Source organism: Psychrobacter sp. Ps4, assembly GCF_022129285.1.
GTDB lineage: Bacteria > Pseudomonadota > Gammaproteobacteria > Pseudomonadales > Moraxellaceae > Psychrobacter > Psychrobacter immobilis_A.
The window spans coordinates 116,226-130,251 of record NZ_JADQAK010000008.1; the positions used below are offsets into that span (position 1 = coordinate 116,226).

At 43.0% G+C, this 14,026-nt stretch carries 11 protein-coding genes; 5 read left to right on the forward strand and 6 right to left on the reverse strand.

Annotation, left to right across the window (positions count from 1 at the left end; genetic code table 11):
* Positions 1 to 97: 97 nt before the first annotated feature.
* The 5 genes from I3252_RS06760 (at position 98) to I3252_RS06780 (ending at position 4,088) form a co-directional block, all read left to right on the forward strand.
* On the forward strand, positions 98 to 379 hold the full coding sequence (locus tag I3252_RS06760; protein ID WP_238034632.1) for a hypothetical protein: 282 nt from the start codon (positions 98 to 100) through the stop codon (positions 377 to 379).
* Between the two features lie 48 nt (positions 380 to 427).
* Complete coding sequence (locus tag I3252_RS06765) at positions 428 to 1,420, forward strand: DUF932 domain-containing protein (RefSeq protein ID WP_238034633.1); 993 nt, start codon at positions 428 to 430, stop codon at positions 1,418 to 1,420.
* Between the two features lie 104 nt (positions 1,421 to 1,524).
* The gene (locus I3252_RS06770; protein ID WP_238034634.1) at positions 1,525 to 2,628 is read left to right on the forward strand and encodes a lambda-exonuclease family protein; all 1,104 of its coding nucleotides are present in this window, start codon (positions 1,525 to 1,527) and stop codon (positions 2,626 to 2,628) included.
* Between the two features lie 121 nt (positions 2,629 to 2,749).
* Positions 2,750 to 3,661 (forward strand): hydrolase or metal-binding protein, encoded by a 912-nt coding sequence (locus I3252_RS06775; RefSeq protein ID WP_238034635.1) that lies wholly within the window; start codon positions 2,750 to 2,752, stop codon positions 3,659 to 3,661.
* Positions 3,662 to 3,875: 214 nt separating this feature from the next.
* Positions 3,876 to 4,088, forward strand: coding sequence for an AlpA family phage regulatory protein (locus I3252_RS06780; protein ID WP_238034644.1), 213 nt, complete (start codon positions 3,876 to 3,878; stop codon positions 4,086 to 4,088).
* A gap of 96 nt (positions 4,089 to 4,184) precedes the next feature.
* Here I3252_RS06780 and I3252_RS06785 read toward each other — a convergent pair whose 3' ends face one another.
* From I3252_RS06785 to I3252_RS06810, 6 genes are all read right to left on the reverse strand, one after another.
* The gene (locus I3252_RS06785; RefSeq protein ID WP_238034636.1) at positions 4,185 to 5,837 is read right to left on the reverse strand and encodes an RNA-binding domain-containing protein; all 1,653 of its coding nucleotides are present in this window, start codon (positions 5,835 to 5,837) and stop codon (positions 4,185 to 4,187) included.
* Between the two features lie 120 nt (positions 5,838 to 5,957).
* On the reverse strand, positions 5,958 to 7,274 hold the full coding sequence (locus I3252_RS06790) for a DUF3100 domain-containing protein (RefSeq protein ID WP_238034637.1): 1,317 nt from the start codon (positions 7,272 to 7,274) through the stop codon (positions 5,958 to 5,960).
* Positions 7,275 to 7,327: 53 nt separating this feature from the next.
* Positions 7,328 to 8,491: a M20 aminoacylase family protein gene (locus I3252_RS06795; RefSeq protein WP_238034638.1), complete on the reverse strand. Its 1,164-nt coding sequence runs from the start codon at positions 8,489 to 8,491 to the stop codon at positions 7,328 to 7,330.
* A 187-nt stretch (positions 8,492 to 8,678) separates the two neighbouring features.
* Positions 8,679 to 9,521, reverse strand: a complete 843-nt coding sequence (locus tag I3252_RS06800; RefSeq protein WP_238034639.1) for a SprT family zinc-dependent metalloprotease — start codon at positions 9,519 to 9,521, stop codon at positions 8,679 to 8,681.
* 6 nt (positions 9,522 to 9,527) lie between these two features.
* Positions 9,528 to 12,884, reverse strand: a complete 3,357-nt coding sequence (locus tag I3252_RS06805) for an HsdR family type I site-specific deoxyribonuclease (protein ID WP_238034640.1) — start codon at positions 12,882 to 12,884, stop codon at positions 9,528 to 9,530.
* A gap of 371 nt (positions 12,885 to 13,255) precedes the next feature.
* Positions 13,256 to 13,882: a hypothetical protein gene (locus tag I3252_RS06810; RefSeq protein WP_238034641.1), complete on the reverse strand. Its 627-nt coding sequence runs from the start codon at positions 13,880 to 13,882 to the stop codon at positions 13,256 to 13,258.
* Between the last annotated feature and the right edge of the window lie 144 nt (positions 13,883 to 14,026).

A 14,026-nucleotide genomic window follows, 5' to 3' on the forward strand; every position in this document is an offset into this window, starting at 1 on the left:
TCATGAGATCGAGCATTAATTGCTTAATGTTCATCCTTACTCAACATCAAAGGCCTGCCTCGTGCAGGCCTTTTTATGCGCGCAATAAGGAGCCCTTATGAAACTACTATGTCCACGCTGTCAGTCGTCCGCTGTTTATGTAATGACTGATAGTACTAACCATCAGCTTGTTGATGAGCTGTTATCACCCGCTGCACTGATCGGTCTTGGTGTCAGTCTATGCAAACCATTCAAAGTACATCCAGTGATCGGTGTGGTTGCAGGTACTGCGATCGCAACCGTCATTGAGCTTACCCAAGCAAATGCCGCTTTACCGATGCTGGTCAATAAGCAGCATCGCTGTGATGACTGTACACATGTTTTTTCAACCATCAAATAACTATCAATCATCAATTTACGTAACTTATCAATAAAAAGGAAAGTAATCATGGCACATTTAATCGAAAATATGGCATATATCGGTGATACCCCTTGGCACGGTCTCGGTAGTCAACTGCCAAAGAATCAGCCTATTGAGGTCTGGGCTAAGGAGGCTGGTATGGACTGGCGTATTGAGTCATCAGATGTCAGCTACATGGCGAATAATGAAAAAGGTCAAAGCCTGATCATGCCCTTTGATAGCAACAAAGTGTTGTATCGCTCTGATAACTTAGAACCGTTATCCGTCGTCAGTCAACGCTACCAAGAAGTGCAACCCCGTGAGATTTTAGAGTTCTATCGTGATCTCACTGAGCAATCGCACTTTGAGCTTGAGACTGCTGGTGTTCTAAAAGGTGGTCGTAAGATGTGGGCATTGGCTCGTACAGGCCAGTCAACGACCCTCAAAGGCGGTGATGTGAGTAATGGCTATCTTTTGCTAGCAACGGCTTGTGATGGGACGCTAGCGACCACAGCACAGTTCACCAATATCCGTGTGGTATGTAATAACACTCTAGCTATTAGCTTAGCTGATGGCAGCGGTGGTGTCGTTAAAGTACCGCATAGCACCTCGTTTGATGCCGATAGAGTCAAGCAGCAGTTAGGCGTCTCCGTTAAACAGTGGAATGAGCACGTGTATGAGATGAAGCAGCTCACCCAGCGCCGTGTTACTCAGGCAGAAGCGGCTAATTATTTAAACCGTGTATTCAACAATCAGGACAATGACATTATTCTGTTTAATAGCGCTAAGAAAGAAAAGGATGCGGTGCCTAACGCTCGAGCGATGAATCAGGTGATGAATATGTTCAATGGTCAAGGTCGCGGTGCGGATCTGGATTCTGCACGTGATACCGCTTATGGGCTACTGTCTGCGATGACTGAGTATGTTGACCATGAGCGCCGTGCGATGTCGACCGATCACAGGCTCGATTCAGCATGGTTTGGCGCTGGCGCTAAGCTGAAGGACAAAAGCTTAGAGGAGGCCTTTGCACTGATTGCCTAAATTATCTTAGTAAACTCAACCAATCAAACCACGCCTAAGCGCGTGGTTTTTTTATGCCTGTTATTTCACTTATCACTTCAACCAATTTATCAAAGGAATTCATTATGAACATGATCGCATTAAATACGACTACTCAGCCAAGACTAGCAAAGCGCTCAACCACTAAAGTTAGAACGCCATTAAAAGCCAAGCTTAAGAATGATAATAAGCCAGTTGACACTTTTGTTCGCCAATCGACCACTGCAAAGCGTTTGGTTAATACCAAGTCATTGAGCCGTGAGGACTGGCTACAAGTACGCAAGCAAGGCATTGGTAGTAGTGACGCTGCTGCCGCTTGTGGTATTCATCCGTATCTCTCTATGCTTGAGCTATGGATGATCAAGACTGGACGCTCAAGCTCCGACATCGATGAGAGCATTGAGGGCTACTCGCCCTTGTACTGGGGTAATACCTTGGAGCCTATGGTCGCTAAATACTATCAAGAGCATACCGGCAATAAAGTCAGGCGCGTCAACGCGATCTTGCAGCATCCTGATCCTGAGCAGCACTTTATGTTGGCGAACTTGGATTACGCAATCACTGGTAGCGATGACGTACAGATACTGGAATGTAAAACGGCAGGGGAGCATGGGGCGAAGCTGTGGAAGCATGGCGTGCCTCTATACGTCACTTGCCAGGTACAGCATCAATTGGCCGTCACGGGTAAGCAAGCGGCGCATATCTGCGTACTGCTTTGTGGACACGAGGCTAAGATTTATAAGGTTGAGCGTGATGAGGGTTTGATTGCATCTATCACCCGGCATGAGCGTCTGTTCTGGCAATACGTGGAAACCGACAAACCGCCAACGCCTGATCATAGCGAGTCAGCAGCTAAAGCTCTTAAGCTGCTTTATCCAACGCCCAAGCCATCAAGCAAGGTCGATCTGCGAGAAGACGACGGTGCTAATAAATTGTTTGAGCAATTGCTGAGCTATCGTGATTACATGCAGGAGCTAGAAGAACGTCATGACCGAGTGAAGCATCAGCTGCAAACACTGATTGCCGATAATGAAGTGGCGGTATTCAATCAAGGTGCTATCTCGTGGAAGCGCTCGAAAGATAGTGTCGGTCTTGATAGTAAGGCCATTGCTAAAGCGCATCCTGAGTTGCTTGCGCAGTTTAGTAAAACCCGCCAAGGCAGTCGCCGCTTTGTCATCCTAACTGACTAAGCGCGTATTCAGTCAGTCAACACACCAACAAACCAACAAACCAACGCATAAACGCCCACCACTTAAAGGTGGGCTTTTTTATGGCTAAACACATTTTATTAAAACCATAAGGAATATCACCATGATTAAAGGTCTAACCATAACCCCACCTGTACTAGGTCGCATTAGCATTGGACGCGTCATTGTAAAAGATGGCAAACGTCTGCCTGCCAAAGACGATCAATTCACCATTACCAGCCAAATCCAAAACAAGGAGGGCTGGATCAACCACCCACTAGATGACAAGCTACATAAAAGTAAAACCGATAAGCTCAGACAAATACCAGTACGCATGCTGTTTAACGATCCTGAGCTGAATCTACGAGCTGAATACACGCTGTTTGATCGGCAGACTGGCAGACCGTTATGTGTGGGTGACGGTGAGCAGTGTCAGCGCCGAACCAATAATGGCGTGGAGCAGCTGCCTTGTCCATCGCCTGATCGTTGCCCACTAGCACAAGGCGGTGCTTGTAAGCCGTATGGCAGGCTGTATGTCAATCTGTCTGAGGACGATGAGCTTGGCACCTTTATCTTTCGCACTACAGGCTTTAATAGCATAAGAACGCTCGCAGCACGTTTAAGCTACTTTGCAGCGGTGTCAGGCAATAAGCTGTCTTGCTTACCACTGCAATTAACCCTACGTGGTAAAAGCACGACGCAAAGCTATCGTACGCCGATCTACTTTGTCGATTTAACCCTACGTGATGGCGTCACACTAAAACAGGCAGTACAAGATGCTGGGGCCATTGATAAGGAACTTAGCGAACATGGCTTTGATCAAGCGGCATTAGAGACAGCGGCGAAGCTTGGCTATGTGAACTCAGCCTTTGAAATTGACAATGATGAGGCGTTTGCAGTGGTGGAAGAGTTTTATCCCGTTGAGACAAGCGATGCTGATCAATGTCAGCAGGAACACCTAAATAATGGTTTAGCCACTCATGACGTGACCAGTATTGAGCAAGGGTTACGGCAAAGCGTGACAGCGGTAAGCTAAACCCATTAAGGCAGATATGCGGCATAAAAAGGAGCTGAGTCATTCAGCTCTTTTTTTATTGCCTAAACCAAAGCTAACGGTCGGACTAAATGAGATTCAGTAAAAAATTATAGGACTCGGTAAGCATATGAGAGGAATGCTCTCATTCACTTATAAGGAGCAAATCATGGAAAATTTAAATGCCAGCACTCAGCAAAACGTATCAACACTAAGCATGCCACAGATACCGCGAATGCTACCACTAAAGCAAGTCATACATTATACGGGGCTTAGTAGCACAACGATTTACGATATGCTCGATAAAAGATCACATCGTTATGATCCTACCTTCCCTGTTCAAGTCAAGCTATCAAAAGGTCGCGTAGCATGGGTTGAAAGCGAAATTTCTCAGTGGATTGAGAGCAAGATAGCTGCTCGATTTCATTGAGCCTATGAAAATAAGCCGTGTAGTGCGGCTTATTTTTTTGCTATCTTTAGCTTCGCTTAGCTAGGTCTAGCTACATTTAGCCGCTGCTAGCTAGGTTTAGCTACCTGCAAGATACCAAGTTTGGTTTTTAGAGGTCACAAGACCATCGCGGCGCATTTTCTGTAATAGATTACGCACCTTATGTTTACGTTGTTTGTCGTCTAGTACTTGCGGTAGCTTGTTAGCAAGCATCTTATCAAAGTCAGCTAACCTACCTCGCTCAAAAGTTTTGAGATACTCCATAATCAAGCTTTGATAATGCATGTCATCTAAGCCGCGCAGCTGCATATACTCTGCTTGCTGCTCTGTATGCTTAGCAACATCAGCGGCGATGATATAGCTGTTTTTTCGTCCTTCTATCAATGACTTTTTACGTAGTGCCTCTGCTTCATTTTCTGTAATCGACTGCCCTTTTTGTACTTTATCCAGCGCTATAATGTCGTGTAATGTGAGATTGTCGACTGTCGCTAGTTGCTTGGCATACTCTTGATCAAGCACTTTGCCTGTAAATTTCACGAGGACTCTTTCACGGGATAAGTCATAATCTGGCAGAGGGAAAAAGCGCTTATACTGAATCTGATACATTTTTTTGATGCCACTACCAATGGTGTCCATCATATTTAGACTAACCATGGCATTAACTAAAAACGGATTGCGATAGCTCGCTTCGGGCGCATCTTGTAGCAAGACATTCTCAATAGTCTTAGGGATAAATTCACCGCTGTTTTGGAATATCAGTGTTGAGTCCTCTTTTTCAACTACCGTGATACGTCCACCTAATCGGTAGTCTTGGTGACCGATAGCGTTACTCAATGCTTCACGAATGATATAAGGATCGTACTGCTGCACCTCTTCAGGAAACAGCGAACCTGACGCCATGTAGCGATAATTGAGGTTACGGATATTGTTGTACACTTCGTCTAAAGCTAACAAAAAAGGTGGGGCAAAATGCTCATAGTCCTTTTCAATACCATCGACGCCCTTTAAAATCCAAGTGATATGTGCTTGTGCTGGGCTTAAAAAACTCGTAGCTTCATAACGCCCTAATAAGATGATCGCTGTGTTAGTGATCTGACCACGGATGGTGATTTTGGCTTTATTTAAAAAGGTGATGTCATCCCATTCTTGGATGTCTTCAGCCAACCGCTTGTTTTTATCAGTAAAGACTTGCCTAGCAACAGCAATGGCGTGAGGGTCAAGATCTTCAAGCGCTGCCTCATGACAAATCTCAGCGCTCCAGTCACCTGCTTGATTATGCCAGAGCTTACGGCTTTGATCGGGATAGTGCTTAAGCAGTTTTGTGACGCTACCAATACGAATATAAGGCTCATGCAAAAAGCTAATAGGCGTATTGGTAGCTGCTGGAATTTCGAACAGCACAACCGCTTGACCATCAATCTGTAGCTCATGAATGGTAAAATGAATCTTAGGGCTTAAACGGCTTACCAGCCAATACTCTAAGTCTTCGTTACCTTTGGCTTTTTTTGTCTTAGGGCTAAAACTTGTACCAACAATGTTATGCGTGCCGTCCTCTACTCCAAATACCAAGTAACCAAATTTCTTACCAGCCAAACAAGCACTATTGGCAAGCGCAGAGATACGTTTACCAATCTCTTCAGGGCTATGAAAGTTATGCTTAAACTCAAGCCACTCTTGTTCAGTAGCTTGCTGGGTAAAACTTAGGACTAAGTTTTCATAGTAGTTGGACATAAGAACACTCTATAACTGACTGATGTAAGTGATTATAGTTAAAAAAACAGATTGTAATAAATAATCTGTTTTTTATGAAAAGCAAACTGTTGCAATGAAATCTACACCCTCACAAAATACTTACAGCATAACTTGTGCAATCATAGCAGATCCTATAAAGGTGCCTGTGAAGGTCAATATTGCAACAATGGCGATCTTAAATCCAGACTTCTTAAATAAATCCACTTCCATCTGCGAAATAGCAAAGCCTGCATAAGCAAGCACTGGAGTCAGTAGTTGCAGCGTACCAAGCTTTTCTGTCTCTGCCAAAACGTAGGCGTTAAACGGAAACTGTGGTAAGGATATTAAGATAGCTACAATAGATATCCAAGCAATCGCAGGAACGTTTACTGGGATAAAACGTTTTAATAAAATACCAATAATGCAGCAAGCAAACAAAATGAGCATTGCTGGCAACCCATCAATCGGATCAACACCTTGTCCTACCCAGTTACTCAACAGCAGTACCACGCATATAACCGCTAGCAAAATAAAAGACTGCATAGTTGATAAGCTAGCTGGCTCTTCCATGACTGCACCAAAGTCTGTTTCGGTCTTAGCGTCTGCGCTTTTGTTGTTTTTTAACTTACTGACAATTTTATATAAAAACTCTGTAAAAGGTAGAGCGATAAATAAGCTTACGAACAACCCTGTGGCATAAGTTAATAGGTTAGAGGTCGCGGCAAATGCAGTGATCGTTTCTTCTTGAGAAGGAACCGTCTCTGCTAGTGCTGCCGAGCAAGCACCCATCATGCTGCCACTGCCGATACCGCAGGCCATGGCTAGAGCACGAACATCCATGATTTCCATAGAGGCGATGATACCTGCCAACAATGAGAAATAAATTGCGCCGAACAAAGTACCCATCACATAGACACCCATCACACCGATACCTTCGGGGCTTTGAAGTCCGTACTTATCTGCAATCAAGGCGACGTTAGGCTCACGGGCAATAGAGTGAGTGGCACCAATAGCCTCTCGACCCATCCCAAAGACTAGGACAGCGACGGGTAGGGCGATTAATACCGTAGCAACGTTACCTAGCTCTTGCAGCAGCAAAGCTGGACCTGCGGCTATTATCTCTTCAATATTGGGACCAACACCAACACCAAATTTAGCAATAAAAGGCATGATGCTCAAAAGAATGGCATAACTAGCAAACTTAGCACGTTTCTTAGTTATGACTGCCCTCATTGAAGGGATGACATTAGGATTTAACAAGATTGCAAAGATAAAGGCATATAACAAAGGCAATAATACTAAGACGCCAATGCCGATAGGGATCTTGATAATACCTATCCATTCAGCCAGTAATGATACCGCAATGACTAATAAGTGCAGCTTCCAATCCAGTAGGTGCTTGGTCATTGTCGGTGACAGCACGCTATTATTATCCATACTAATTCCCTTTAAGCTTTATTATGACTTCATCGGTTCATCTAAGATTTTATTTATGCAGTGTTCTTTGGTAATTCAGACTCAACCAAAGATATCCATACTTTGATACCAGTCTCAATAGCATCGTCATTAAAATCATAGGATGCATTATGTAAAGGTTTAGAAGGCGTGCTGCCATCAACACCTAGCCAAAAATAAGCACCTTTAACTTCTTGGCTCATAAATGAAAAATCCTCAGAGGCCATTGATGGCTCTACATCGGTGTTTACCTTATCAGCACCTAACACTTTGGTAGCTGCATCCTTGATCTCAAGATAAGCTTGAGTGTCATTGGTGGTTACTGGGTAGCGAATGTAATAATCCATCTCACCTTTGACGCCATATAAAGGCGGTAGAGCTACCACCATCTCTGTGAGCATATCCTGCATAGATTGGCGCACGTCCATATCAAAGCTACGAACGGTGCCTTTCAAAACCGCAATATCAGGAATGACATTAGTAGTATCACCGCTATTCATCTGTGTCACGCTTATCACACCAGATTGCAGTGGCGATACGCGGCGAGAAACAATGGATTGAATATTGGTAATTAAAGCGGCTCCTGCTGCGATTGGATCAGCACCTAAATGCGGCATAGCAGCATGAGTGCCTTTACCAGTGAGAGTAATCTCAAAAGTATCAAACGACGCCATCATCGGACCATTATTGACAGCGATTTCGCCTACAGGTAATCCTGGCCAGTTATGTAGTCCATAGACTGCATCCATTGGAAACCTGTCAAACAATCCATCATCAATCATAGCCTTGGCACCGCCTAGAACCTCTTCAGCAGGTTGAAAGATAAAGTGAATAGTACCGCTAAAGTTTTTATTTTGACTGAGATGTTTTGCTGTACCTAGCAAGACTGACGTATGTCCATCGTGACCACAAGCGTGCATGCAGTTTTCATGAGTGGATTTATGATCGACTTCGTTTTGTTCTGCTATCGGTAGGGCATCAATATCAGCTCTGATACCGATAGTAGGGCCTTCACCATTCTTTAGTGTACCTACAACCCCAGTACCGCCTAACCCTTGATGAACGTCAATACCAAAAGATTGAAGTTTTTCTACGATAAAAGATGAGGTTTTAAATTCTTTAAACCCTAGCTCGGGCTGGCTATGGATTTGCTTGCGCCACTGTTTGACTTCATCTAATAATGCTTCATTGACTGACATTTATATCTCCTTTGATATTATTTATGGATAGATCGTAGTTATAATTAATGCACGCTACTCACCTTTATATAGTGAGAGATCCTAGCTGATATTTGTTTTATTTTTGCCAAATAAATAAGCCACTTAAAGTGGCTTGTTTTATGACGATCTATAGGTGTTTTTCCTAGAAAACTATTGTAACGTATTTTTACTCATTCAAATACAGCTCAGCCATCCCATCAAGTCTAGCCTTTACTTCTTTCCAGTTCGGCATCACTTGCGTTAATAACCGCCAAAAGTTCTCGCTATGATTGTGCTCGGCTATATGGCACAGCTCATGCAGTATCACGTAATCAATGCATTCCTTTGGCGCTTTTACTAAATGCGGATTCAGTATTAAATTGCCTTTAGTTGAACAACTTCCCCACTGCTTTTTCATGGTCATTAATTTTAACGAAGGACTATTTTCGACCCATGAAGCTTTATGTATCAAGGCTTCAAGCCTCTCTCTAGAGATCAACCTAAACTTATCTTTATACCATTTATCAATAAGGCTTTTTACGAGAGCAGTTCGTTCATCCAAGTCCAATTCAGAATCACTTTGAGACAATTCCACATTCAGCTTACCGCGACTGAGCTTCACAGTGCTGCTTATTACATCACTAGTTTCTGCATTGATTATTACTTTTAAGACATAACGACGACCCAGATAAAACTGTGTTTCACCGCTAACATAACGCTTAGGCAATACATGATCTTTTTGCTTGGCAAAGTCTTGTAGGCTTTGCCATATCCAGCGAGCACGTTTCATCATAGCGTTATGTATCACCTCATCCTTCGCATCGATAGGCGCTGTGGCGACTACACGCTTATCGGGATGTACCTTGATAACAACTTTGCGAGGTTGTCTTAGTTTATTGGGCTTGGTCTTTTCACTAATAAGCGTATCGCTTTTAGACTTGCCTGTTGTTTTGTTATAAGTTGCGTCTTTACGCACTACTTCATAATGAATCTTATCTTCACCATAATAAAAGTCGCCATTCTCAGTCATTGCCCACTACCCTCTTGCTGCATGTGGGCTACTTGTCTCTCTCGACAGCCCAAGTCGGGTAATTTTTAACACGGCTTCAATGAGCTGTTGCGCTTTATCAATACCTAAGTCAGCAAACAACATTGGCAATAATCGTCTATTAATCGCATTTTCAATCTCACTGGCATTGATGGAATATTCCGCCACATTGGTTTTAACTACTTCATCAATCTCAAAGGCGTAAGCAACCAGCTTGTCATTATCCAGCTCTTTATCAGCTAAGAAATCAGCATCAAATAAGTGCTTAAACAAACCAAAATAAGCCTGAGCATGTTTGTTTAATTTGCCATTATCATCGATAAAAGTATTTGGTACATCAGCGACATCGCGGTCTTTGACGGCTTGCTTAAAGTCAGCAAACATCATGTACTGCTTCACGGGTGCATCGAACATCGCTTTGGCATCTTCAATGGCTTTTTTTAGGAGCTTAGAAAAATACTCTTGCGCATAAGGATCATCAGCCAAGTCTTGCTCAATCATTCTAGTGACACGACCAGTGATCTTATCAGTTTGGTTGCGTGCTTCATCATCGCTTAATTCTTCAGGCTTAACATCCTTACCTAAATTGCCGACTAAATAAGCCCCTTTTGCCTCACGAACTTCAATACCTGCGATATGCTTATCAAGTAAGCTGCGAATATCCGCTTCATACACATCATAATCGATGGTCTCATCAGCGTCTTCACGCACTTGCTTACGTAGCTTAATAAAGGCTTTTAGGTCGGCTTTGTAGCGATCACGTTTGTTATCGAACGATTTATCTTCAAAAAACGAGGCTGATTGCAACGCAATTTTCATGGCATTAGAAAACTCTGTCAAAGCAGCGTAAAAGTCGTCACGTGCTTTAAGTTTGGTATCGACTATCCTGCCATCGACTTCTTGCATCTTAGGTGCTAGCACTTGCCTTAGCGCTTGTCCGTCTTGCTTGTTTTTCACCGATGAAAATATAGCCCACAGCTCATTATGCAGCCTTGGTAGCTGCTTGTACTCGGTATCCATGCTGTTATATAGACCCTTAAGATCTTCGATATCAAAGCCGCCTTGCGTACGTTCTGCTAAGTCTTGATATTTCTCAATGGTGATATCCAGCTCTTTTAAGATGCCACGATAATCAATCAGATAACCAAAGCGTTTTTTCTCATGCAAGCGGTTTACCCGTGCAATCGCCTGAATCAGGTTATGCTGCTTTAAGGGCTTATCGATATACAGTACGGTGTTTTTTGGCTCATCAAATCCTGTTAATAGCTTATCAACAACGATCATAATGTCAGGACCATCATCCTGACTAAAGGCTTCTATAATGGCTTTGGTGTATGCTTTTTCATCACCGCCGAAGTCCGCGGCGACATTATCTTGCCACCAGTTTTGTACGATGTCTTTCGATTCGCCATCGACGGTATCATGCCCCTCACGGGTATCAGGCGGTGACATGGCAACCACTGAGGTCACTTTGCCAATCTTATCTAAAGCGATCTTGTAGCGGATAGCTGAGGCTTTAGAATCACAAGCCAGTTGACCTTTTAGATGCTGCTGTTTAAAGTTTTGGAAGTGATCAGAGATGTCATGAGCGATCAGCTCAATACGACCTTCAACCTGATAGATTTGACCTTTTTGCGAGAATTTACGTTTGAGGTCAGTCTTTTGGTCATCGGTAAGCTTTTGGGTGATACGGTCAAACCACGCATCGATGGCTTGGTCATTGGTATTGAGCTCAGGGATACGCTCTTCATATAACAGTGGCGTAACGGTTTTATCTTTGACCGCTTGCTGCATGGTGTAAGAGTGAATGATGCTACCGAATTTGTTTTCGGTCTTATCATCTTTCAATAATGGCGTACCCGTAAAAGCAATAAAGGCGGCGTTTGGTAGGGCCTGGCTCATGCGAATATTATTCTCACCATTTTGGCTACGGTGACCTTCATCGACCATAACGATGATATTTGGGCTATCGTTATAGCATTCATCATACTTAACGGCTGAACCAAACTTATTAATAATGGAGAAAATAACTCGCTCATTACCGTGACCGATTTGCTGCGCTAAACGGCGACCAGAAGTTGCCATGGCGTCACGACTATCGCGTTTGCTGGTTATTACACCACCCGACTTAAAGGTATTGCTCAGCTGGGTTTCCAGATCGACACGATCCGTGACGACAACAATTCGACACTTCGCAAGATCCTCTAACCAAATCAAAGCTTTAGAGAAGAACACCATAGTGAAAGATTTACCACTACCTGTAGTATGCCAAATCACCCCACCTTCACGACTGCCCTGCTCGTCAAAGGTGCTGATACGTTCAATCAATGCTTTGATACCAAAAACTTGCTGATAGCGGGCAACAATTTTCCCCGCCTTTTTATCAAACAAGGTAAACATGCGCGTCATCTCAAGCAGACGCTCAGGCTGTAATAAGCTGATGATAAGGCGATCTTGATCGGTGACGACTAGATCACCAGCATTAATCAGTGACAGATATTCTCTTTTAGCTGCGGCAGGACGATGATCAAATAGACGACTAAGCTGCTCATCATTAAGCTTTTGGTTTTTTAGACGGTGGAACTCAGGCTCAGAGATCTCTTCCTCGACCCATTTTGCCCAAAACTTCTCTGGCGTACCGCAAGTAGCATACAGTCCATCATGACCATTCACCGCGAGTAATAACTGGCTATAAGCGAATAGATTTGGAATAAATTTTGGCTTTTGATTACGGATGTGCTGTGAGACGGCTTGCGCGTTGGTCGATTGCCACTCTCTACTCGAATCAGGACGTTTGGCTTCGATAACCACTAAAGGTAGACCATTCACAAAGCAGACGATATCAGGAATGATGTTGCCTGTACCTTCGGCATTCTGTACGACCAGCTCTTCGGTAAAGTGAAAGCTGTTGTTATCTATATTGTCCCAATCTATCAAACTGATAGTTTGGGATGTTCTTTTGCCGTCGATAAATTCTGTCACCGTCACGCCATACAGCATAGCGTTATAGAGCTTTTCATTAGCGAGCTGCAAGCCTAGATTCATAGCTGGATTTAGCTCGTGCATGATTTTATCAATGGCACTATCTGATAGATGATGCGGTGTGCCTTCAAACGTAAAGGTTTGCTTGGCTAAGAACGCACGCATGATAGGCAATAACACTACTTGGTTAGTGGTTTTATTTGCATTCGCCTGATTAGCTAGCAGCTTATTGCTACGCATGGCATTGCATTGGCTTGGTGGAATAAATTTATAGCCCAGCGTGGTGAGCAAAGTTAGAGCAGGGATTTTTGAGGCAAATTCTTCGGCGAAGTTGAGGCTTTTATTAACATTAGGGTTGATCATATCTGCCCACTTTAGACATAGCGTTTGTTTGGTTGCTTGTTTAGTTTTATCGATTGTAGCCGATACCACTGTAAAAAAGGCAACAAAAAACCGCCAAGGTTACGCGTTACTCTAAGAGCACTAAGCGTGACGGTTATGTTGGGTACATAATAAACGTTAATAGTAATCGATATGATGTAAATACTGCTCATCATTTGAAGCGAATATTTATTTAAACATATTTGCGATTACATTCGAAATTAACGCACCAATGGCGAATACAACTACTAGACCTGAGCCAGTAATAGCCAACATAATTAACACACCCATACAAAATCCTTTTTTTTATTCTAAATATTAAATAAACGAGCCAACGGATAAGAACTTCTATATTAAGCTCGATAATTTGGATTTGTTTGTGTCCAGCCTGTGTCTCTGTCAATGCTAGTGTCACCATCGCCATCTACCCATATAACTTCGCCACTTGGTAAAATACGTTCATGAGGTGAAACATAGTGGGTATTAGGGTTTTCAATTTGAGTGCTGTCTGCTGCTACAAGGCTTTCCGTTCCAGACGTGTCAAAACCATCTACCGCTTCTACTATACCAATCGCAATAGTGGAAACAGCCACAACTTTTACTAAGCTTCTACCTGACTGTTTTACTTTATCCAAATCGCCTTCAATGATTCCATCAACAGTATCGATGGCATCTCCTACAATTTGACCTGCGGCTGTCAGTAGTTGATCACCCACTACTTTTGTCGTTTTTCCCAAATCTGAAAAACCTTTATCACGTCGGACGCTATCATTTTCGAGAGCGCCAATACCTACTTCTGCTATACCATCAGCGACATTACCAAGAATGTTACCTGTATTCTTCATAGATCCATCAACGGACTCTCCAATTTCTTGAATGAAGTCATTGTTTATGAATTTACCTGCTGCTTTGACGCTACCGCCAAGGACGAAACCAGCGCCCTCTCCTAAGCCTTTTCCTAGATTTTTTAAAAAAGACATGTACTATTACTCAAATTATGTTTAAAAGTCAATTTTAACAATAGTTAACACTTTTTACTAGAATTTAATAATATAGCAATAAATAATGATATAGTCAGTTCAAAATAAAATTGTTATGTTTAGGACAAACATCATAAAACAATT